Source organism: Pseudarthrobacter sp. NPDC080039 (genome assembly GCF_040702335.1).
GTDB classification, from domain to species: domain Bacteria; phylum Actinomycetota; class Actinomycetes; order Actinomycetales; family Micrococcaceae; genus Arthrobacter; species Arthrobacter enclensis_A.
This window is the reverse complement of the sequence record NZ_JBFBKY010000021.1, coordinates 1-22,386: the sequence shown is the minus strand read 5'-3', so window position 1 is coordinate 22,386 and position 22,386 is coordinate 1. Positions and strand designations below refer to the sequence as shown.

The following is a 22,386-nucleotide window of genomic DNA, read 5'->3' as shown; positions in this document are numbered from 1 at the left end:
CGTGCGGCCGCAGCAAGTAGGCTGGAGGGCGTGAAGAATTTCGAGACGCTGTTCGCTGAGCTCACCGAGAAGGCAGCCACCCGCCCGGAAGGCTCCCGCACCGTCGCTGAATTGGAGTCCGGTGTTCACGGCATCGGGAAGAAAGTCGTTGAGGAAGCAGCCGAAGTATGGATGGCTGCCGAATATGAATCCGATGAAGCCGCGGCAGAGGAAATCTCCCAACTGCTGTACCACCTGCAGGTTCTGATGCTCGCCAAAGGCCTGACCCTGGAAGACGTTTACAAGCATCTGTAGCCACCGGTCCGGCGCACTGTCGCCGGTCCCGCCGTGGCCTGCACTGCCTGAAAACAAAGACCTTCCACCCAGAAAGAAAATCCCCATGCTGCGAGTAGCCGTCCCCAACAAGGGCTCCCTGTCCGAAGCCGCCTCCGCCATGCTCTCCGAAGCCGGATACCGCCAGCGGCGCGACAGCCGCGAGCTGGTCATGGTGGACCCCGACAACGACATCGAGTTCTTTTTCCTCCGCCCCCGCGACATCGCGGTGTACGTGGGCCAGGGAACACTCGACGTCGGCATCACCGGCCGCGACCTGCTGCTGGACGCCGAGGTCGAAGCCGAAGAGCTGCTTCCGCTGGGATTCGCCGCCTCCACCTTCCGCTTTGCCGGGCCGGTGGGCGACTTCAGCTCTGCCGCAGAGCTTGAGGGCAAGCGCCTCGCCACCAGCTACGACGGCCTGCTCCGCAACTACCTCGCCGAACGCGGCATCAACGCCAAGGTGGTCCGGCTCGACGGCGCGGTGGAATCGTCGGTCCGCCTCGGCGTTGCCGACGCCATCGCCGACGTCGTCGAAACCGGCAACACCCTCAAGGCCGCCGGCATGGAAATTTTCGGCGACCCCATCCTGAAGTCCGAGGCCGTCCTGATCCGGCGGACCGGCAAAGGCGGCGCCGCCAACGGCACGGCCAAGGAAATCGACGTCCTCATCCGCCGCCTCCAGGGCGTCCTCGTGGCCCGCCAGTACGTCCTGATGGACTACGACATCCGCAAGGAGCTGGTGGAAAAAGCAGCCAGCCTGACCCCGGGACTGGAATCACCCACGGTTTCCCCGCTGCGCGACTCGGACTGGGTGGCAGTGCGCTCCATGGTGCCCAAGAAGGAAACCAACCGGATCATGGACGAACTGTACGACCTCGGCGCCCGCGCCATCCTGGTCAGCAGCATCCACGCCTGCCGCATCTGACGCCCGTACCCCACCCCAGCAGCACCGGATTCCAGGAGTTCCCATGGCAGTAGCAGTACGCGTCATTCCCTGCCTCGACGTCGACGCCGGACGCGTCGTGAAGGGCGTCAACTTCGAGGGTCTCCGGGATGCCGGAGACCCCGTGGAACTCGCCCACCGGTACGACAACGCCGGCGCCGACGAACTGACGTTCCTGGACGTCACCGCGTCGTCGGGTAACCGCGAGACCACGTTCGACGTGGTCCGCCGAACCGCCGAGGAAGTCTTCATCCCGCTCACAGTCGGCGGCGGTGTCCGTGGCGTGGCCGAGGTGGACAAGCTCCTGCGCTACGGCGCCGACAAGGCCTCCATCAACACCGCCGCCGTGGCACGGCCTGGCGTGATCGACGAGATCACCAGGCACTTCGGATCCCAGGTCCTCGTGCTGTCCCTGGACGCCCGCCGTACCCGCCCTGGATCCCAGCCCACGCCGTCGGGGTTTGAAGTGACCACCCACGGCGGCCGCACCGGCACGGGCATCGACGCCATCGAATGGGCCAGGGAAGCGGCTGACCGCGGGGTGGGGGAGATCCTGCTCAACTCCATCGACGCCGACGGCACCAAGGACGGCTTCGACCTCGAACTCATTAAACTGGTCCGGGCGGCCGTCAGGGTTCCCATCATCGCCTCCGGCGGTGCGGGGGAGCCCTCCCACTTCCCGCCGGCCGTCGCTGCAGGTGCGGACGCCGTCCTCGCCGCGTCCATCTTCCACTGGGGACCGGACAACATGATGCACCAGGTCAAGGACGCCATCCGCGAGGCCGGCTTCGAAGTCCGCTGACCCTCAACTGACCTGCTGGGCCCACGCCCGCCGGGTTCCCTGGCCGAGCTTGCGAGGTTAGGGGGCGGGTGGGGACTAAAGCCCTACTTCGGCTGACTGGAGGAGTGCGACGGCGTCGGGTTGGCCTTCGAAGGTGACCAGGGCATGGCGGGTGCGGCCATGGGCGTGCATCAGCAGTTCGCCCGGCTCGCCGACGATCGCCACCGAAACAGGGGCGCGCTTGGCCACGTGCCGCGGGCCGGACGGGCGGACGAGGACGATGCCCAGGTCAACGCCGCGGTACAGGATGGCGGCGCGCTTGACCAGTTCGTCCCAGAGCGCATCGGAGTAGGCCTCGTCCAGGGCCCTGGGGGCCCATCTGTCCACGGCGCGGCGGACGTCCTCGGTGTGCACGAAGTACTCGATCAGATTGGCGCTTTCGTCCAGGGCTTTGATGCTCATCGGCGAGAGCGCCGGCGGCCCGGCGCGGAAGGTGTTCACCAGCCGGGCGTAGTCCTCGTTGCTGGTGAGTTTGGCCGCCAGCTTCGCGGTGGCCTGGTCCGATGCCTTGGCCAGGCGCTTGATGATCAGGCCGAGCCCGACGGCGGCTTTCCGCTCGCGCAGGTACAGATGCGCGGCAAGGTCCCTGGTGCGCCAGCCCTTGCACAGCGTGGGCGCATCAGGGCCGGCCGCAAGCAGGGTTTCGGCCAGGACTTCTCGGGACGGTTCGACGAAATGCATCACTTGTGAAACTAGCACGAGAGCTGTCGAGTTGGGCAGCATCGGAGGGGCCGGTGGCGTGCCGTTGTTCACAACAGGAGACAGGCCCCACAGAGGCACTAGACTTGACCCGATGTCTGAGCAGCCAACCCCCGTCCACACCGCAGGATCCACGGTGTCCGCACCCGCGCAGTCCGTGCCGTCGTCGTCCCTTGATTCCGCGGTGCCGTCCCCGGCGGCATCCGTGCCGGCCAGCCCCCTTCCCGAGAAGCTGGCGGCGGCCCTCAAGCGCGACGCCGCAGGCCTGGTGGCCGCGGTGGTGCAGCAGTATGACACCAACGAAGTCCTGATGCTCGGGTGGATGGATGACGAGGCCCTCCACCGCACCATGACCACCGGCCGGGTCACCTTCTACTCCCGCTCCCGCCAGGAGTACTGGCGCAAGGGCGACACCTCGGGGCACGTCCAGTGGGTCAAATCGGTGGCCATGGACTGCGACGGCGACGCACTGCTGGTGCGCGTCGACCAGGTGGGTGCCGCCTGCCACACAGGCACCCGGACCTGCTTCGACGGCAGGGGCCTGGACGTGGTGGCAGGCCAGGCAGGCTAAGCCGAGCCCGCTGCCCCGGCGGCCCATGCCAGGCCGGGGCCACCCAGCAAGCACACCCAAGGCGCCGGCATTGCCGGGCCTTCCGAAGAACAGGCGGACAAGCATAGCCATGCAGGACCTCGGAACCATCAGCCCAAGCCTCGAGGAATTCCGGGAACTCGCCGGCCACAGCCGCGTCATTCCCGTCAGGCTCAAGGTCCTGGCCGACGCCGAAACCCCCATCGGCCTGTACCGGAAGCTGGCCCAGGGCCAGCCAGGCACGTTCCTCATGGAATCAGCCGCGGTGGGCGGCGCCTGGTCCCGCTACTCCTTCATCGGCGCCAGGTCCCGCGCCACCCTGACCACCAAGGACGGCGATGCGCACTGGCTGGGTGAACCGCCCGCCGGCGTGCCGGTCAGCGGCAGCCCCGTGGACGCCATCCGCGACACCATCGACGCCCTGCGCACCGACCGGTTCGACGGGCTGCCTCCCTTCACCTCCGGCCTGGTGGGCTTCCTGGGCTGGGAAACCGTCCGGCACTGGGAGCGGCTGGTCAGCCCTCCCGAGGACGATCTCCAGCTGCCGGAAATGGCCCTGAACCTGGTCACCGACATGGCCGTGCATGACAACGTGGACGGCACCGTCCTGCTGATCGCCAACGCCATCAACTTCGACAACAGCTCGGAGCGGGTTGATGAGGCCTGGCACGATGCCGTGACCCGCGTGAAGGAACTCCTGGCCAGGATCAGCGCCCCCGTGGTGCAGCCGGTCTCCGTGCTGGCACCTGCCGCCCTGGACTTCGCATCGAGCGTGCAGGAACGCTGGGACGAGGCGGAGTACCTGGCCGCCCTCGACCGCGGCAAGGAAGCCATCGTGGATGGCGAAGTCTTCCAGGTGGTTATCTCGCGCCGGTTCGAAATGGAGTGCAAGGCCTCCCCGCTGGACGTCTATCGTGTCCTGCGCAACACCAACCCCAGCCCCTACATGTACATCTTCAGCCTCGCAGACGCCGAGGGCCGGGAGTACTCAATTGTCGGGTCCTCGCCGGAAGCGCTGGTGACGGTCACGGGGCAGGAAGTCATCACGCACCCCATCGCCGGCTCCCGCCCCCGTGGAAAGACGGTGGAAGCCGACAAGGCCCTCGCCGAGGAACTCCTGGCGGACCAGAAGGAACGCGCAGAGCACCTGATGCTGGTGGACCTGTCACGCAACGACCTCTCCAAAGTCTGCGTGGCAGGCACCGTGGACGTCACCCAGTTCATGGAGGTGGAGCGTTTCAGCCACATCATGCACCTGGTGTCCACGGTGGTGGGCCAACTGGCACCACAGGCGAAGGCGTATGACGTCCTGAAGGCCACATTCCCGGCCGGCACCCTTTCCGGCGCGCCCAAGCCGCGCGCCCTGCGGCTCCTCGATGAGCTGGAACCGCACCGCCGCGGCATCTACGGCGGCGTGGTGGGCTACCTCGATTTCGCCGGAGACATGGACATGGCAATCGCCATCCGCTCCGCCCTGATTCGCGAGGGGCGCGCGTACGTCCAGGCCGGCGGCGGCATCGTGGCCGACTCCGTGAATCCCACCGAGGCCCTGGAGACCGTGAACAAAGCGGCCGCCCCGCTGCGCGCCGTCCACACTGCCGGATCATTGCACAACATCTCCGCGGAATCCCTCCCCGGCGGGACGGAGTCCTGATGTCGGGCCCGGAAGCAGCCGCAGGCCGCCCGAAGACGGCGGGGAAGGCCGGTAAGGCAGCCAAAGCGGGCCGTCCGGCCAAGGGTTCCACACCGGTGTGGGCACGCAAGTCCAACCTGGTGCTGCTGATCACCCTCCTGGCGCTTGCCGCGTTCGGAACCACCACCCAGACCTGGCTGACCGCCACCCTGGACCCCAACCAGATGGGCCAGGCAGCAGCTCAAAGCGGCATCCCGGTGCAGGGAAGCAAAGCCGCCACCACGGTAACGGCACTGGCCCTCGTGGCCCTGGCCGGCGGCCTTGCCGCGGCCATCGCGGGCAAAATCGCCCGCTGGGTCATCACGGCCATCATCATCGTTGCTTCAGCCGGTGTGGTCACGGCCGCGGCAGCCGTCCTGGCCGATCCCCTCGCAGCCGCCCAGGGAACCATCGCAGGCGCCACCGGCGTCTCCGGCAGCCAGGCGCACATCGAGGTCACCGCCTTCCCGGTCCTCGCCGTCGTCGCAGGCTGCCTCCTGGCCCTGGCCGCACTGCTGCTCCTGCCGGCGTCCCGCTACTGGAAGACGCGCACCAAATACGACGCACCCGCGGTGGCGGGGACCGCTGCAGCCTCCGGCCCCATGGACGAGATCGACAGCTGGGACCGGCTTTCCCGCGGTGAGGACCCCACGTAGGGCCAACGGCCACCAGCGCCGCTACGGGCGCCGGGTCCGGCGGTACGCGGGTGGCAGCCAAAAAATGGCAGAATGTAAGCAGTATCCATCCTGAGGAGATTTTCCATGAGCAAAGCACCTGCGTCCGTTTCCAAGTCAGGCACCCGCACGGTTGCCCCCGGCGCCATTGACCACAGCCAGGAACTGGGCCACGGCAACAGCCCGGCCGCCTGGACCTGCGTCATTGTCATGCTCGTAGGCGCACTCATCGCAGCCATCGCCTTCGTCATCGCCAGCACCCCCATCTTCATCGGCGGTGCCGTGGTGATGGTCATCGGCCTGATCCTCGGTTATGTCATGCGCAAGGCAGGCTACGGAGTCGAAGGCAGCAAGCTGAAGAACTCCGGCCACTGATGGCGACTGTTCTCGACGACATCAACGCCGGTGTCAGGGAGGATATGGAGGCCAGGAAGCGGCTCGTTTCGCTGGCTGAGCTGAAGGACCTGGCCCAGGCCGCGGCACCTGCCCGTGACGCCTGGGCGGCCCTCGGCGGCACCTCGCCAACCCGGGAACAGCTGAAGGTCATCGCCGAAATCAAGCGCCGCAGCCCCTCCAAGGGCGATCTCGCCAGCATCGGCGATCCTGCCTCGCTCGCCAGGCAGTACGCCGACGGCGGTGCTTCCGTCATCAGCGTCCTCACAGAACAGCGCCGGTTCAGCGGGTCCCTGGCGGACCTCGACGCCGTGCGCGCCGCCGTGGACGTCCCGCTGCTGCGCAAGGACTTCACGCTCGATGAGTACCAGATCTGGGAAGCCCGTGCCCACGGCGCCGACCTCATCCTGCTCATCGTGGCCGCACTGTCGGACACGCAGCTTTCCGACTTCAGCGCGCTCAGCCGGGAACTCGGCATGAACGTGCTGGTGGAGACGCACACCGAGGACGAGATCGAACGGGCTGTCGCGGCCAACGCCCGGATCATCGGCGTCAACGTCCGCAACCTCAAGACGCTCGACGTCGACCGTTCCGTCTTTGCCTCGCTGGCGGGACTGATCCCGGCCGAGGCGGTCGTAGTAGCCGAGTCGGGCGTCCGCGACGCCGACGACGTCACGCATTACGCCGCAAGCGGCGCCAACGCCATACTGGTGGGCGAGGCCCTGGTAAGCCACGCCACGCCACGGGAGCGCATCGCTGAGTTCACGGCCGCCGGCGCCGCCGCGATCGCTGCGCGCAGCTGACACCACCGCACCATCCGGCTTCCGGCAGGGGCAGCGGCACGCTGGCCCCGCAGGGCACGCCTACCGTTCCGGCCCTGTGCCGGAACAGCACTTTTTGACCGCCAACTTCGAACAGGACAGGACTGATGGCTCAAGCACCCTCAGGAAACGCTGACAACAACACCGCGGAAGCATTCCTGCAGGGCGGATCCCTCCGCCACGCCCCGGGGCCGTACTTCGGCAACTACGGCGGCCGATGGATGCCTGAGTCGCTCATTGCCGCCCTGGACGAACTTGAAGAAACATTCAACAAGGCCAAGGACGATCCCGGGTTCCGGGCGCAGATCGCGGACCTGAACAAGAACTACTCGGGCCGCCCGTCGCTGCTGACCGAGGCCAAGCGGTTCTCCCAGCATGCCGGGGGAGCACGGATATTCCTGAAGCGTGAGGACCTGAACCACACCGGGTCGCACAAGATCAACAACGTCCTGGGCCAGGCGCTGCTTGCCAAGCGCATGGGCAAGACCCGCATCATTGCCGAGACCGGCGCCGGCCAGCACGGCGTCGCCAGCGCCACCGCTGCCGCCCTCATGGGCCTGGAATGCGTGGTGTACATGGGCGCGGAGGACTGCCGCCGCCAGGCTCTGAATGTCGCCCGGATGGAACTGCTGGGCGCCAAGGTCATCCCCGTCACCAGCGGATCGCAGACCCTCAAGGACGCCATCAATGACGCCCTCCGTGACTGGGTGGCCAATGTTTCCACTACCCACTATCTGCTGGGCACCGCCGCCGGCGCCCACCCGTTCCCCGCCATGGTCCGGTACTTCCATGAGGTCATCGGTGAAGAAGCCCGCGCCCAGATCCTGGAACAGGAAGGCCGCCTGCCGGACGCCGTCTGCGCCTGCATCGGCGGAGGCTCCAACGCCATCGGCATCTTCCACGGGTTCCTGGACGACCCTTCCGTCAAGCTTTTCGGCTTCGAAGCCGGCGGCGATGGGGTGGAGACCGGCCGGCACGCTGCCACCATCACGCTGGGCAAGCCGGGCGTCCTTCACGGCGCGCGCTCCTACCTGATGCAGGACGACGACGGGCAGACCATCGAGTCGCACTCCATCTCCGCCGGCCTGGACTACCCCGGGGTGGGCCCCGAGCACTCCTACCTGTCCGACATCGGACGGGTCAGCTACGAGCCCATCACGGACAGCGAGGCCATGGACGCGTTCCGCCTCCTGTGCCGCACCGAGGGCATCATCCCGGCGATCGAGTCCTCCCACGCCCTGGCCGGAGCCATCAAGGTGGGGCAGCGGTTCGCCGCTGAGGACGCGGCCTCGGCCGGCGAAAAGATCATCATCGTGAACCTTTCCGGGCGCGGCGACAAGGATGTGGCCACCGCAGCCGAATGGTTTGACCTGTTGGACAAGAATTCCGCCGAATCCGAGATCGGCAAAGAGGGGGAGCAGCTGTGAGCAGCGCAGAGATGGCCGGCCACGCAGAGACGGCCAGCAAGGCGGCAGCGGCGATCGACCGGGCCCGGTCCCAGGGGCGCGCCGCCCTCATCGCCTACCTGCCCGCCGGGTACCCCAGCGTCGAGGATTCCATTGCGGCCGGCATCGCGGCTGCCCGGAACGGCGCGGACCTGATCGAAATCGGCATTCCTTATTCGGACCCTGTGATGGACGGGCAGGTCATCCAGGCCGCCACCACCGAGGCGCTGGCCAAGGGCTTCCATGTCAGCCAGGTTTTCGACGTTGTTGCCGGCATCACCAGCCAGACCGATGCAGCCGTCCTGGTCATGACCTACTGGAACCCGGTGGTCCGCATGGGCGTGGACGAGTTCTCGCGCAGGCTGGCCGGGGCCGGGGGAGCCGGGCTCATCACCCCGGACCTCATCCCCGATGAGGCCGGCGAGTGGATGGAAGCCTCGGACAAGTACGGCCTGGACCGGGTGTTCCTCGTGGCACCGTCCTCCACTCCCGAACGCATGCAGCGCACCGTGGATGCAAGCCGTGGCTTCGTCTACGCCGTCTCCATCATGGGTGTCACGGGCGCCCGCTCCTCGGTGAGCTCTGCCGCCAAGGATGTAGTCTCCGCAGCGCACGGTGCCGGTGCGGAGCGCGTCTGCGTTGGCCTGGGCGTATCCAACGCCGGGCAGGTCCGCGAAATCGCTGCCTACGCGGAAGGCGTCATTGTGGGCACCGCCCTCGTCAAGGCGCTGGGCGACGGCGGCGTGGATGCCGTCGCCAGCCTCACCAAGGACCTCAGCACCGGGCTCACCAGGGAAACCGGCTCCACGCAGGAAGCCGGGGCGTAAGCCATGCAGGCACTCCTTCAGGCGGCCGCCCTGTCACCCGCTTTGGTACCAGCCAGCATCCCCAGCCCGGGCTGGTCCGGGTTCGACATCCCCCTGCCGTGGGGCAACCTGCGGATCCACGCCTATGCCCTGTGCATCCTGGCGGGAATCGTCGTCGGCCTGTGGCTGACCTCCGTCCGCTGGGCCAAACGCGGCGCCCCTGAAGGCAGTGTCTGGGACATCGTCATCTGGGCGATCCCCTTCGGCATCATCGGCGGCCGGCTGTACCACGTCGTGTCCTCACCGGACGCCTACTTCGGTCCCAACTTCGACGGCACCGGTGACCTCTCCCTGATCCCGCAGATCCAGCGGGGCGGGCTGGGAATCTGGGGCGCCGTCGTCCTCGGTGCCATCGGTGCCTGGATAGGCTGCCGCCGCAGCGGCGTCAAGCTGAGCGCCTTTGTTGACGCCGCGGCTCCCGGCTTGCTCCTCGCCCAGGCCATCGGCCGGTGGGGCAACTACTTCAACCAGGAACTCTTCGGCGGTCCCACCACCCTCCCCTGGGGCCTGCAGATCGACCCCAACAACCCCAACTTCCCCGCGGGCATGCCTGCGGACACCCTGTTCCACCCCACGTTCCTCTACGAATCGCTGTGGAACCTCGCGGGCGTGCTTGTACTGCTCGCCCTGGACCGGCGCTTCCACTTCCGCCGCAGCCGCCTCTTCTGGCTGTACGCCATGTACTACACCCTCGGCCGCGTCTGGATCGAACTGCTGCGCATCGACGATGCGGAGCAGATCAGCCTCTTCGGGGTCACCACCAGGCTGAACGTGTGGACCAGTATCTTCGTGTTCCTGGCCGCCCTGGCCGCGTTCATCCTGTTGGGCTTCAAAGGACGCCCGGAACCGGACAGCGTCTACCTCCCAAGCCATGAGCCGGACGCCGAGCCCGCCAGGGTCCCGGATCCTGGGTCAGTCACAAATGTCCGTGGTCCGGACACTGTTGTCTCAGATAGTGGTTCGCGTGGTAATCTCCCTGATAACCACAGCGGTTCCAGGCACGCTTCCGACCCCACGGAAGAGGCCGAGGCTGCACCGGCGGGCGCCAAGCCCGGACCGGATGCAACGGCTGCCGGACACTCCGGCAGCACAGCCACCGGACCCGCGCCGGAGGCCGGCACCGGCAAGTAGGACGCCGGCCACGCAGGGCAGCAGAGCCACCGCTCGAAGGGCCCGAAACCACAACGTCGTGGCATGGGGCATTCTCTTGACAGCGTGAAGCTGCTGTCCGGTGGTGCCCCGGGCAGGGGCCTGCGTAACCGTTAGTTCAGCAGGCCGCGCTGACCTACAATTTCCAGTAATCAACACTTTGTTGTGCCCCTGCAACGGCGCCGACGAGTGGGGCCAACGGTGTCCCTTCCATACGCACGATCAGGAGGAAGGACGTCTCCCATGACCCAAACTCTTAACACTCCCAGCTGGTCCGAACCGGATCAGCCTGAGGCTGCAATGTCGCCGTTCAAGCGCTTTGCCGCCATGCCGGAGGCTGCCGGGCTGTACAACCCGGAGCAGGAGAAGGACGCCTGCGGCCTGGCGATCATCGCCACCCTGCGCGGTGAGCCCGGGTATGACATCGTCGACGCCGCACTGACCGCGCTGCGCAACCTTGAGCATCGCGGCGCCGTGGGCGCTGACGAAGGCACCGGTGACGGTGCCGGCCTCCTCATGCAGATCCCCGACGAGTTCTTCCGTGCCGTCACCGAGTTTGAGCTGCCGGCTCCCGGCCAGTACGTTGCCGGCACCGCATTCCTTCCTGCCGAGCAGCGCGAGGCCGCTGCTGCCAAAGCCGGAATCGAGGGCCTGGCCGCCGACGAAGGACTCAAGGTCCTCGGTTGGCGCGAAGTGCCCGTGGTCGCCGACCTCGTTGGCGCTATGGCGCGTGCCTGCATGCCCTACTTCTCACAGCCGTTCCTCGCCGCCGCTGATGGTGGGGAACTGGACCGCAACGAACTGGACTCCCGTGCCTGGCGCATCCGCAAGCGCGCCCAGAACAAGTTCGGCGTCTACTTCCCGTCGCTGTCCTCCCGCACCATCGTCTACAAGGGCATGCTCACCACCGCCCAGCTGGAGCCGTTCTACCCGGACCTCTCCGACAAGCGGTTCAAGACCAAGCTTGCGATCGTGCACTCGCGCTTCTCCACCAACACCTTCCCGTCGTGGCCGCTGGCGCAGCCGTTCCGGACCATTGCCCACAACGGTGAAATCAACACCGTCAAGGGCAACCGGAACTGGATGCGCGCCCGGCAGTCCCAGCTCGCCAACCCGCTGCTGGGCGACTCGCCGGAAGAGCTGTACCCCATCTGCACCCCCGGTGCCTCCGACTCCGCATCCTTCGACGAGGTAGCGGAGCTCCTCTGGCTGTCCGGGCGCCCCATCACGCACTCGATCATGATGATGATCCCGGAGGCCTGGGAAAACCACGCCACCATGGATCCGGCACGCCGCGCTTTCTACGAGTACCACTCGCTGCTGATGGAACCATGGGACGGCCCCGCCGCCGTTTCCTTCACCGACGGAAACCTCGTTGGTGCCACCCTGGACCGCAACGGCCTGCGCCCCGGCCGCTTCTGGATCACCGAGGACGGCCTGATCGTCTTCGCCTCAGAAGTCGGCGTGATCGACGTCGAGCCCTCCAAGGTGGTCAAGAAGGGCCGCGTGTCCCCGGGCAAGATGTTCCTGGTGGACACCGAGGCCGGCCGCATTATCGATGACGAAGAAGTCAAGGCCGAAGTGGCCGCGGCCAACCCGTGGGCCGAGTGGGTCAAGGACAACCTGATCGACCTCAACGAGCTGCCCGAGCGCGAGCACGTGGTGCACACGGCCGCGTCCGTGAACATCCGCCAGCGCACCTTCGGCTACACCACCGAGGAACTGAAGATCCTGCTGGGCCCCATGGCCCGCACCGGCGCCGAGCCCCTCGGCGCCATGGGCTCGGACACTCCGGTGGCCGTGCTGTCCAAGCGCCCCCGCTTGCTCTTTGACTACTTCGTGCAGTCCTTCGCGCAGGTCACCAACCCGCCGCTGGATGCCATCCGCGAAGAGCTGGTCACGTCCCTGACGTGCGCCATCGGGCCCAACGGCAACCTGCTGGACACCAAGCAGGTGCGCCAGCCGCAGGTCCAGCTGCCGTTCCCGGTGATCAACAACGACCAGCTGGCCAAGATCGCCAACATCGAGGATGCCGACGGCAACCGCGTGGCCATGAAGGTCCGCGGCCTTTACCGCCCAGAAGGCGGCGAGAACGCGCTGCGTGCCCGGCTCACGGAGATCTGCGAGCAGGTTTCGGGCGCCATCAACCGCGGAGTGCAGTACATCGTGCTCTCCGACCGTGACTCCAATGCACAGTGGGCGCCCATCCCGTCCCTGCTGCTGGTCAGCGCCGTGCACCACCACCTGCTGCGCAGTGCCAACCGCACCAAGACCGCCCTGGTGGTGGAGGCCGGGGACGTCCGCGAGACGCACCACGTTGCCGTCCTGATCGGCTACGGAGCATCCGCAGTCAACCCATACCTCGCCATGGAATCCGTGGAACAGCTCATTGCCGCAGGCGACGTCACCGGGGTCACCCCGCAGGACGGCGTCTACAACCTGATCAAGGGCCTCGGCAAGGGAGTCCTGAAGATCATGTCCAAGATGGGCATCTCCACGGTTGCCTCCTACACCGGCGCCCAGACGTTCGAGGCCCTGGGCCTCGGACAGGAACTGGTGGACGAGTTCTTCGCCGGCACACACTCCCAGCTGGGCGGCGTGGGGCTGGATGTCATCGCAGCCGAGGTTTCCGCGCGCCACCAGATGGCCTACCCCGACGGCGGCATCGAGCAGCCGCACCGGCCCCTGCTGGGCGGCGGCGAGTACCAGTGGCGGCGGGACGGCGAGCCGCACCTCTTCAACCCGGAGACCGTCTTCCGGCTGCAGCACGCCACCCGCGAACGCCGCTACGACATCTTCAAGGCCTACACCAGGGGCGTGGACGACCAGTCCACCAACCTGATGACCCTCCGCGGCCTGCTCAAGTTCAAGAACGACCGCCCCTCCGTGCCCCTTGAGGAAGTGGAGCCGGTCTCCAGCATCGTCAAGCGGTTCTCCACCGGGGCCATGAGCTACGGCTCCATCTCCCAGGAGGCCCACGAGACGCTGGCCATCGCCATGAACCAGCTGGGCGGCAAATCCAACACCGGTGAAGGCGGCGAGGACGTGGACCGCCTCCTGGATCCGAAGCGCCGCTCCGCGGTCAAGCAGATCGCGTCCGGCCGGTTCGGCGTGACCAGCCTGTACCTGACCAACGCCGACGACATCCAGATCAAGATGGCGCAGGGTGCCAAGCCCGGCGAAGGCGGCCAGCTGATGGCGCAGAAGGTCTACCCGTGGGTGGCCCGCACGCGGCATTCAACCCCCGGCGTGGGCCTCATTTCCCCGCCGCCGCACCACGACATCTACTCCATCGAGGACCTCGCGCAGCTCATCTACGATGCCAAGCGCGCCAACCCCTCGGCGCGGGTGCACGTGAAGCTTGTCTCCGAAGTCGGGATCGGCACCGTGGCGTCCGGCGTGACCAAGGCGAAGGCCGACGTCGTACTTGTCTCCGGACACGACGGCGGCACCGGCGCCTCGCCGCTGAACTCGCTCAAGCACGCCGGTGTTCCGTGGGAGCTTGGCCTCGCAGAGACGCAGCAGACCCTGATGCTCAACGGCCTCCGCGACCGCGTGGTGGTCCAGGTGGACGGCCAGCTCAAGACCGGCCGCGACGTTGTCATCGCAGCGCTGCTGGGCGGTGAGGAGTTCGGCTTCGCCACCGCACCGCTGGTGGTGGAAGGCTGCATCATGATGCGCGTCTGCCACCTCGACACCTGCCCGGTAGGCGTCGCCACCCAGAACCCCGAGCTGCGTGCACGCTTCAGCGGCAAGCCCGAGTTCGTGGTCAACTTCTTCGAATTCCTCGCCGAGGAAGTCCGGGAGATCCTGGCCGAGCTTGGCTTCCGCAGCCTTGAGGAAGCCATTGGCCACGCCGAGGTCCTGGACACCCGGGAGGCGATCGACCACTGGAAGGCCGACGGCCTGGACCTGGACCCGATCCTGCACGGCCTGGAGTTCGACGACGACGCGCCGCTGCGGAACATGACCGGGCAGAACCACGAGCTGGACAAGCACTTCGACCAGCGGCTGATCACCATGGCCACCGAAGCGCTGACCGACCGCAGCCCGGTGAAGATCACCGTGGACGTCATCAACACCGACCGTTCAGTGGGGACCATGCTGGGCCACGTCGTCACCAAGACCTTTGGCACCGACGTCCTGGCGACGGACACGATCGACATCACCCTGAACGGCACCGCCGGCCAGTCGCTGGGCGCCTTCCTGCCGGCGGGCATCACCCTGCGGCTGTACGGCGACTCGAACGACTATGTGGGCAAGGGCCTCTCCGGCGGCCGGATCATTGTCCGCCCGGACCGTACCAACGTCTTCAAAGCGGAAACCAATGTCATCGCCGGCAACGTGATCGGCTACGGCGCCACCAGCGGCGAGATGTTCCTGCGGGGCCAGGTGGGCGAACGCTTCCTGGTCCGCAACTCCGGTGCCACCGCCGTCGCCGAAGGCATCGGCGACCACGGCTGCGAGTACATGACCGGCGGCCAGACGCTGATCATCGGCCGCACCGGGCGCAACTTCGGTGCGGGCATGTCCGGCGGCACCGCCTACGTCCTTGACCTGGACACTGCCAAGGTCAACAAGGAAGCCCTGCAGTCCGGCGAACTCCAGCTCCGCGAGCTGGACGCCGAGGACCGCGACATCGTCCACGGCCTGCTGGTCAAGCACGTGGAAGAAACTGACTCCCAGCTGGCGGCGCGCCTCCTCGAGAACTTCGATGACACCGCCGCCCGCATCACCAAGGTGCTGCCGCGCGACTACGCGGCCGTGCTGCAAACCCGTCTCGACGCCATCGAAGAGGGCCTTGACCCCGACGGCGAAGAAGTATGGTCTCGAATCCTGGAGGTGACCGGTGGCTGATCCACGCGGATTTCTGAAAGTACGCCAGCGTGAAACCCAGCCGCGCCGTCCCGTTCCCGTCCGCATCATGGACTGGAAGGAAGTCTACGAGGCGCAGGAAAAGGGCACGCTGAAGGCGCAGGCCGGGCGCTGCATGGACTGCGGCATCCCGTTCTGCCACCAGGGTTGCCCGCTGGGCAACCTCATTCCCGAGTGGAACGACCTCATGTGGCGGGACAAGGGCGAGGAAGCGATCGAGCGCCTGCACGCCACGAACAACTTCCCCGAGTTCACCGGCCGGCTGTGCCCGGCACCCTGCGAGGCGTCCTGCGTGCTGGGGATCAACCAGCCCGCCGTCACCATCAAGCAGGTGGAAGTCTCGATCATCGATGAGGCCTGGGACAACGGCTGGGTCAGCCCGCTGCCGCCCGCACGCCTCACCGGCAAGACCGTTGCCGTCGTCGGATCCGGCCCCGCAGGACTGGCCGTGGCCCAGCAGCTCACCCGCGTTGGACACACCGTTGCCGTCTACGAGCGGGACGACAAGATCGGCGGCCTGCTGCGCTACGGCATCCCCGACTTCAAGATGGAAAAGGAGCAGGTGGACCGCCGCGTCGAGCAGATGAAGGCGGAAGGCACCCGCTTCCGGACCGGCGTCGCCGTTGGCTCGGACGTGACCTGGGAGCAGCTGCGCCGCCGGTACGACGCCGTCGTGATCGCCACCGGTGCCACCGTACCGCGGGACCTGCCTATTCCGGGCCGGGACCTCGACGGCATCCACTTCGCCATGGACTACCTGGTGCCCGCCAACCGCGCCGTTGCCGGCGAGACCATCGAGAACCAGATCAACGCCCACGGCAAGCACGTGGTGATCCTGGGCGGCGGCGACACCGGTGCCGACTGCCTGGGCACCGCCCACCGGCACGGCGCTGCATCGGTCACCACCCTCGCCATCGGCAAGCAGCCGCCGTCGGAGCGTGCCAGCCACCAGCCGTGGCCGACGTTCCCCACCCTGTTCGAGGTGGCCAGCGCCCACGAGGAAGGCGGCGAACGCACCTACCTCGCCTCCACCGTCGAGTTTGTTGGCGAAAACGGCAAGCTGACCGGCGTCAAGGTGGCCGAGACCGAATTCGTGGACGGCAAACGCCTGCCCAAGGCCGGCACCGAGCGGATTATCCCCGCGGACCTGGTGTTCCTGTCCCTTGGTTTCACGGGCGCCGAACCCGCCGGGATCGCCGAGCAGGTCCACGCAGAGTTCGACGGCCGCGGCAACGTTGCACGCGACGGTTACTACATGACCAACACCGAAGGCGTGTTCGTTGCCGGTGACGCCGGCCGTGGACAGTCCCTGATCGTGTGGGCCATCGCCGAGGGCCGCGCAGCCGCTGCCGCCGTGGACAAGTACCTCATGGGAAGCACCATCCTTCCCGCGCCCGTCGCGCCGACGGACCGCGCCATCGCCGTCCTCTAGCCGCTGACCCGGGGATGCACCGAGGGTTCACCTCGCCGACAACTTAACCAATGCAAGAGACCAATAGGGTAGGTATATGAGACGCGCAAAAATTGTGGCTACGTTCGGCCCGGCAATTGCCAGCTACGAAAACACCCTCGCGGTGCTGGAAGCCGGCGTTGACGTCGCCCGCATGAACATGAGCCACGGCGACTACACCGTGCATGACAACACCTACGAGAACGTCCGCAAGGCGGCCTCCGACCTGGGCAAGGCCGTGGCGATCATGGCCGACCTGCAGGGTCCCAAGATCCGGCTGGGCCGTTTCGTTGATGGTCCGCACGCCCTGGCCGTCGGTGACATCTTCACCATCACCACCGAGGACGTCCCCGGTACGCAGGAGATCTGCTCCACCACCCTGAAGAGCCTCACCGAGGACGTCAAGGTGGGCGATGCCCTCCTGATCGACGACGGCAAGGTGGCCTTGCGCGCCATTGAGGTAGACGACGTGAAGGTCGTCGCCGAGGTGACCGTCGGCGGCATGGTGTCCAACAACAAGGGCATCAACCTTCCCGGCGTGGCCGTGAATGTTCCCGCCCTGAGCGAAAAGGATGAGGACGACCTTCGCTGGGCTATGCGCCGCGGTGTGGATCTGGTGGCGCTGTCCTTCGTTCGCGACGCGTCCGACATCACCCGCGTGCACGAGATCATGGACGAAGAAGGCCGCCGCGTGCCGGTCATCGCCAAGATCGAGAAGCCGCAGGCCGTTGAGCAGCTGCCCGAGATCATCGACGCCTTCGATGCCATCATGGTGGCGCGTGGCGACCTGGGAGTGGAGCTTCCGCTGGAGGAAGTGCCGATCGTGCAGAAGCGCGCCATCGAGCTGGCGCGCCGCTGGGCGAAGCCGGTCATCGTGGCCACCCAGGTGCTGGAGTCCATGATCGACAACCCGCGCCCGACCCGTGCAGAGGCGTCCGACTGCGCCAACGCCGTCCTGGACGGTGCCGACGCCGTTATGCTGTCCGGTGAGACGAGTGTGGGCAAGTACCCGATCGAGACCGTGAAGACCATGGCCCGGATCATCGAGTCCACCGAGGTCCACGGCCTGGAGCGCGTCCCCCCGCTGGGGACCAAGCCCAGGACCCGTGGTGGCGCCATCACGCGTGCCGCCGTCGAAATCGCCGACCAGCTGGACGCCAAGTACATCTGTGCGTTCACGCAGTCCGGCGACTCGGCCCGCCGTCTGTCCCGCCTGCGGCCCATCAAGCCGGTCTTCGCATTCACCCCGGTGGAGCAGGTCTGGAACCAGATGGCCCTCACCTGGGGCATCCAGCCGGTGCTGGTGCAGATGGTGGACCACACCGACGCCATGACCGCGCAGGTGGACCGCAGCCTGGAGGAAATGGGCCTGGTGGAGGACGGTGACCTGGTGGTCATCGCCGCCGGTTCCCCTCCCGGAAAGGCCGGTTCCACAAACTCGCTGAAGGTGCACAAGGTGGGCGACCTCGCCGACTCGACCCGCGGTGGAGAAGTTACCAGCAACAAGGAAAAGCTCGGCCCCTGGCCGGAAAAGAAGAAGAAGAACCAGGTCCAGGCCTAGTCTTCGGGCAACGAAAAGGACCCCTGCCTTTTGGCGGGGGTCCTTTTTGCTGCGGTGACCGTTGTCTTTTGTGACGGTTCCTGCTTTGGTGCCGGGCCGTCGTCGTAATCGATCCGGCCCGGCCCGGCGTGCTAGTTGACCTGGTTGATGATGGTTTCGGCGACCTCGCGCATGCTGAGGCGGCGGTCCATGGACGTCTTCTGGATCCAGCGGAACGCTTCCGGCTCCGTCAGGCCCATCTTGGTGGTCAGCAGGCTCTTGGCGCGCTCAACGAGCTTGCGGGTGGCGAACTGCTCCTGCAGGTCCGAAACTTCGCCCTCAAGGGCCTTGATTTCCTCGTGGCGTGAAAGTGCGATTTCCAGCGCGGGGATGAGATCGGCAGGCGTGAACGGCTTGACCACGTAGGCCATGGCGCCGGCGTCGCGGGCGCGCTCCACCAGTTCCTTCTGGCTGAAGGCGGTCAGCAGCACCACGGGGGCGATGCGGGCCTTGACGATCTTTTCGGCGGCCGAAATGCCGTCCATGACGGGCATCTTGACGTCCATGAGGACCAGGTCCGGCTTCAGTTCTTCGGCAAGCTGGACGGCCTTCTCGCCGTTGTCCGCCTCGCCCACGACGTCGTAGCCTTCACCGCGCAGGATCTCGATGATGTCGAGGCGGATGAGGGTTTCATCTTCAGCCACAATGACGCGGCGCGCCGGCTGGGACGTGGGCTTGGACTCCGTCTGTTCAGTCACGGGATCTCCTTGAAAAGGTACGGCGGGACATCACTATCTTAGGTGCCACCGCGGCTGTACTTGGCTTGCAGGGGTTCGTTTGCGGCGACGGCGGCGCGATTCTGGAATTCAGCCTATCTGCATGTAGAGTAATTCCGCGTACGTGAAGCGATCGCGTTGCTCACAGTCAGCTGTGGGCGTACCGTCTTGCTTCCCGTATTCCGCGCCCGAGTGGCGGAATTGGCAGACGCGCCGCACTCAAAATGCGGTATCGAAAGGTGTGTGGGTTCGAGTCCCACCTCGGGCACAGTGTTTCCGCAGGTCAGGGGCCTGTTTAGGGATGGTGCGTGTACAAAATCCGCCAAAGTGTGTACACGAGCGTACCGTTTTGTGTGTGGCCAGCATCAGTACCCGCACCAAAAAGGACGGTTCCAAGTCCTACATGGTTCGCTGGCGGGATAAGAAGACCAAGAGCGCCCAAGGCCTCACAGTAGCCACTCTTACCGAGGCGGAAACTCTAAAGCGGCTGTTGGACGCCAACGGGCAGTCCTTCGAGATTGCTCAGCACGCCATCCTGACCAATGAGAAACGACCGCCTACTGTGGCCGAAGTCATCCAGGAACACATCGATCTGCTGGTTCGCCCATCTAGCGGAACGGTCAAGACGTACCAGACAATGCTGGAACTCCACATCAGGCCAGTCATCGGTCACGTTCCCGTGGACAAGCTCGACTATCGCGTCATCGCGCACTGGGTGAAGTCGATGATGGCTAAAGGCAAGGCGCCCAAGACGATCCATAACATCCATGGCCTGATTTCGGCTTCGATGAACACTGCTGAGATGCTCGGCTACATTAGCCGCAATCCCTGTCGTGGGGTGCAGCTGCCGAATATTGAGAAGGCTGAAGACGAGGCCATGTTCCTGACGCATGCCGAGTACAGGCTGATCATGGAGGGGATGGGGGAGCGCTACAGGGCGTTTACGGACTTCCTGGTTATGACCGGGACCCGCTTTGGAGAAGCCACTGCGTTGACCGTGGCGGACGTGGACCTCCTCTCCAAGCCGCCTACTGCTCGTATCAACAAGGCTTGGAAGCGGGATGGGCAGAACCAGTTCTACGTGGGCGCGACCAAGACCGGTGCTGGCAAGCGGACCATCGGGCTGAACCCGGCGCTTGTGGAGCTGCTGATCCCGCTGGTGGCAAGCAGACCAGCAAAGGACCTGGTGTTTACGACGCCCACGGGGGGGCCGGATCGTACACAAGCTGTACTGGGCCGACTATTGGGTGCCTGCCGTTCGCGCCGCCCAGGCAAACGGCCTGACCAAGAACCCACGGATCCACGACCTTCGCCACACGCACGCGTCCTGGCTGATCCAGGACGGCGTGCCACTGTTCACCATCTCGCGCCGGCTGGGGCATGCCTCCACGAAGACTACCGAGCAGGTTTACGGGCACTTAATGCCTGAGGCGCTGCAGGCGGGTGCTGACGCCACCGAGCGGTCCGTGGCAGCGTTCCAGCGGCTGTAACTCCAGGGAATCGGCGCCGCCGACTACGGAATTCGGTCATGTTGGCGAGTCCTACCGGGTGCATGAACTGAGAAACGTGCACCTATTCCTGGGAGACGCCGTGGATATCGAATTTTTTGAGCCAGCCGAGGCAGCGGCGCTGATGCGCTGCACCGAGTCTTGGCTGCGTGACGGCGCGACCAGCGGACGGTTCCCTCACGTCTGCTGGGGCAAGGGAAAGATCATCTTTACGTCAGAACACATCCGGGAAATTGCGAGATTGAGTGAGATCCTTCCCGATGGTGCGGAGTCCAAGCAATCGCCTGAGCAACCACTGACCAAGCAGCGGCTCATAGGGACCCGTTCCAAGGTCCGCCTGGCCACAGTGAACTGATTCGGCCTGCCACGCGCTTCTTAGGTTCGGTTCTTACACTTTCTCCGGTGTGGCGGGCACGACATGTCCTCTTAACGATTGAACGCTCTAGCCGAAGTTATTGTGGAGCAACTCGCATCGACACGGAAGGGCCGTTCAAATCATCCGCTCGATTGCCCCAGCCCTGACAGCCGCTGCCGCCCTCTTGCTGGTTGGCCCGCTTGCCGGCTGTGGCGCTGCCGCCCATGCCATTGAGGGCATCGGAACCGCTCCAAGTACCTCTCCGAGTCAGTCGTCGGGCGGTAGCTCTGCCCGTGAAGCGGCCCAGGCTCTCGTCCAGCTTGAGAGTATCCCGGTCAAGGGCCGAGCGCCGAAGACTGGCTATACCCGCGATGAGTTCGGACCCGCCTGGGCCGATACGGACCACAACGGCTGCGACACCCGCAATGACATTCTCGCTCGCGATCTCACCGGGGAGACGTTCAAGCCCGGCACCAACAACTGCGTCGTCGCGACAGGCGCACTGGCGGACAAGTACACGGGGACAATCATCAACTTTGTCCGCGGCCAGGACACCAGCTCGGACATCCAGATCGACCACATCGTTCCGCTTAGTGATGCGTGGCAGAAAGGTGCCCAGCAGCTGAGTGCAGATCAGCGCACGGAGCTCGCAAACGACCCGCTGAACCTCATGGCTGCCGACGGACCAACCAACAGCGCCAAAGGCGACAAGGATGCCGCCACGTGGCTTCCTCCGAACAAAGCGTTCCGGTGCGAATATGTGAAGCGGCAAACAGCAGTCAAGACGAAATACAGTCTCTGGGTCACGCAGGCCGAGCACGACGCTATCGCTGGCATTCTGAAGAATTGCCAGTAGCCATGTAAGTCATGATGCGACCACCAGCGTGGGCGTTTCTTTGCCTCGGTCGGGTCAAAGTCACAAGCAACACATTTTCGATACGGCTGGGTAGTAACCCAAGATCTACAAGCTTCTTATGCTTGCCGGGAAGAACATCTCTAGTGCATTTATTGTGAAGTCACAGCAAGCGGTCGCAGCCTAACCGCCCTGCCATAATCACAGCAACGGGATTCGATTGGTCTCTACCCGCTGCACCAACACAATTTCCCATGGGGGACATAATGAGCAAGAGCTTCACGCTGTCTGACGTAGCCGCACGCCTTGGCGTCAGCCGCAGCGACGCATTCCGCGAACTACAGTCATGGCCTCACACCCGCGACGGGCTAGAAGTGAGCTTCACAGAAGAAGAAGTAGCTGCCATCGAAAAGATGATGATCGGCACGCCGGATGAACACATTGCATGGCTCAGGATCATTGAGGACCAGCGGGCCGCGTTGCGCGCCAAGATGAAGGAGAATCAAATGCCCGAATTTCCTGACTGCTGTCAATGGCCATTAATTTCTGCCCACGGGCGGCCAGTTAATGTGCCCGCTGGTGGCCAGTAAAACTGCCCGGTGATGGCCAACAGATCTGCCCA

Annotated in this window: 20 protein-coding genes, 1 tRNA gene and 1 pseudogene; 20 read left to right on the top strand and 2 right to left on the bottom strand. The window is 65.7% G+C overall.

Translation table 11 applies throughout. The annotated features are described in order from the left end of the window. Positions 1 to 30: 30 nt before the first annotated feature. The 3 genes from AB0313_RS17550 to hisF all read left to right on the top strand — a co-directional run bounded on the left by AB0313_RS17550 (position 31) and on the right by hisF (position 2,060). Entirely contained in the window at positions 31 to 294 is a 264-nt protein-coding gene (locus AB0313_RS17550; RefSeq protein WP_366307128.1) for a phosphoribosyl-ATP diphosphatase, read from the top strand. Positions 295 to 379: 85 nt separating this feature from the next. Continuing rightward, the gene (hisG, locus tag AB0313_RS17545) at positions 380 to 1,240 is read left to right on the top strand and encodes an ATP phosphoribosyltransferase (protein ID WP_307308963.1); all 861 of its coding nucleotides are present in this window, start codon (positions 380 to 382) and stop codon (positions 1,238 to 1,240) included. Between the two features lie 43 nt (positions 1,241 to 1,283). Beyond that, entirely contained in the window at positions 1,284 to 2,060 is a 777-nt protein-coding gene (gene hisF, locus AB0313_RS17540; RefSeq protein ID WP_366307126.1) for an imidazole glycerol phosphate synthase subunit HisF, read from the top strand. 75 nt (positions 2,061 to 2,135) lie between these two features. On the opposite strand, the gene AB0313_RS17535 is transcribed toward hisF, so the two are convergent. Continuing rightward, a complete protein-coding gene (locus AB0313_RS17535) occupies positions 2,136 to 2,780 on the bottom strand; it encodes a TIGR03085 family metal-binding protein (RefSeq protein ID WP_366307124.1) in 645 nt (214 codons plus the stop codon). A 112-nt stretch (positions 2,781 to 2,892) separates the two neighbouring features. On the opposite strand from AB0313_RS17535, the gene hisI reads away from it, so the two are divergent. From hisI to pyk, 11 genes are all read left to right on the top strand, one after another. Continuing rightward, entirely contained in the window at positions 2,893 to 3,369 is a 477-nt protein-coding gene (gene hisI / locus AB0313_RS17530) for a phosphoribosyl-AMP cyclohydrolase (RefSeq protein WP_307308958.1), read from the top strand. Positions 3,370 to 3,478: 109 nt separating this feature from the next. Further along, a complete protein-coding gene (locus AB0313_RS17525) occupies positions 3,479 to 5,041 on the top strand; it encodes an anthranilate synthase component I (protein ID WP_366307122.1) in 1,563 nt (520 codons plus the stop codon). Continuing rightward, positions 5,041 to 5,715, top strand: a complete 675-nt coding sequence (locus tag AB0313_RS17520) for a Trp biosynthesis-associated membrane protein (protein WP_366307120.1) — start codon at positions 5,041 to 5,043, stop codon at positions 5,713 to 5,715. The genes AB0313_RS17525 and AB0313_RS17520 overlap by 1 nt, the downstream gene beginning before the upstream one ends. Positions 5,716 to 5,820: 105 nt before the next feature. Then, positions 5,821 to 6,108 (top strand): HGxxPAAW family protein, encoded by a 288-nt coding sequence (locus tag AB0313_RS17515; RefSeq protein ID WP_056333411.1) that lies wholly within the window; start codon positions 5,821 to 5,823, stop codon positions 6,106 to 6,108. Continuing rightward, positions 6,108 to 6,929, top strand: a complete 822-nt coding sequence (trpC, locus tag AB0313_RS17510; RefSeq protein WP_141940972.1) for an indole-3-glycerol phosphate synthase TrpC — start codon at positions 6,108 to 6,110, stop codon at positions 6,927 to 6,929. Before AB0313_RS17515 ends, trpC begins: the two co-directional genes overlap by 1 nt. 125 nt (positions 6,930 to 7,054) lie before the next feature. Then, entirely contained in the window at positions 7,055 to 8,374 is a 1,320-nt protein-coding gene (gene trpB / locus AB0313_RS17505; RefSeq protein ID WP_141940973.1) for a tryptophan synthase subunit beta, read from the top strand. A gap of 11 nt (positions 8,375 to 8,385) precedes the next feature. Then, entirely contained in the window at positions 8,386 to 9,219 is an 834-nt protein-coding gene (trpA, locus tag AB0313_RS17500) for a tryptophan synthase subunit alpha (protein ID WP_141946268.1), read from the top strand. 3 nt (positions 9,220 to 9,222) lie between these two features. Beyond that, a complete protein-coding gene (gene lgt / locus AB0313_RS17495; protein WP_366307117.1) occupies positions 9,223 to 10,389 on the top strand; it encodes a prolipoprotein diacylglyceryl transferase in 1,167 nt (388 codons plus the stop codon). Between the two features lie 261 nt (positions 10,390 to 10,650). Continuing rightward, positions 10,651 to 15,264 carry a glutamate synthase large subunit gene (gene gltB / locus AB0313_RS17490; RefSeq protein ID WP_366307115.1) on the top strand — a complete coding sequence of 1,538 codons (4,614 nt, stop codon included), beginning with the start codon at positions 10,651 to 10,653 and terminating at the stop codon, positions 15,262 to 15,264. After that, a complete protein-coding gene (locus AB0313_RS17485; RefSeq protein ID WP_141940976.1) occupies positions 15,257 to 16,714 on the top strand; it encodes a glutamate synthase subunit beta in 1,458 nt (485 codons plus the stop codon). The genes gltB and AB0313_RS17485 overlap by 8 nt, the downstream gene beginning before the upstream one ends. Positions 16,715 to 16,790: 76 nt before the next feature. Then, positions 16,791 to 18,293: a pyruvate kinase gene (pyk, locus tag AB0313_RS17480; protein ID WP_307308939.1), complete on the top strand. Its 1,503-nt coding sequence runs from the start codon at positions 16,791 to 16,793 to the stop codon at positions 18,291 to 18,293. A gap of 131 nt (positions 18,294 to 18,424) precedes the next feature. Here the strand turns inward: pyk and AB0313_RS17475 are convergent, their stop codons facing one another. Continuing rightward, positions 18,425 to 19,030, bottom strand: coding sequence for a response regulator (locus AB0313_RS17475; RefSeq protein WP_141940978.1), 606 nt, complete (start codon positions 19,028 to 19,030; stop codon positions 18,425 to 18,427). 204 nt (positions 19,031 to 19,234) lie between these two features. On the opposite strand from AB0313_RS17475, the gene AB0313_RS17470 reads away from it, so the two are divergent. The 6 genes and pseudogenes from AB0313_RS17470 (at position 19,235) to AB0313_RS17445 (ending at position 22,354) form a co-directional block, all read left to right on the top strand. Then, positions 19,235 to 19,316, top strand: a tRNA-Leu gene (locus AB0313_RS17470). A 33-nt stretch (positions 19,317 to 19,349) separates the two neighbouring features. Beyond that, positions 19,350 to 20,246 (top strand): annotated as a pseudogene (locus tag AB0313_RS17465) (site-specific integrase); the annotation flags it as partial. Between the two features lie 49 nt (positions 20,247 to 20,295). Continuing rightward, complete coding sequence (locus AB0313_RS17460) at positions 20,296 to 20,538, top strand: tyrosine-type recombinase/integrase (RefSeq protein ID WP_366307112.1); 243 nt, start codon at positions 20,296 to 20,298, stop codon at positions 20,536 to 20,538. A 100-nt stretch (positions 20,539 to 20,638) separates the two neighbouring features. Beyond that, a complete protein-coding gene (locus tag AB0313_RS17455; RefSeq protein ID WP_366307110.1) occupies positions 20,639 to 20,911 on the top strand; it encodes a hypothetical protein in 273 nt (90 codons plus the stop codon). Between the two features lie 100 nt (positions 20,912 to 21,011). Beyond that, the gene (locus AB0313_RS17450; RefSeq protein ID WP_366307108.1) at positions 21,012 to 21,767 is read left to right on the top strand and encodes an HNH endonuclease family protein; all 756 of its coding nucleotides are present in this window, start codon (positions 21,012 to 21,014) and stop codon (positions 21,765 to 21,767) included. Between the two features lie 263 nt (positions 21,768 to 22,030). Beyond that, positions 22,031 to 22,354 carry a hypothetical protein gene (locus AB0313_RS17445; protein WP_366307106.1) on the top strand — a complete coding sequence of 108 codons (324 nt, stop codon included), beginning with the start codon at positions 22,031 to 22,033 and terminating at the stop codon, positions 22,352 to 22,354. Positions 22,355 to 22,386 lie beyond the last annotated feature (32 nt).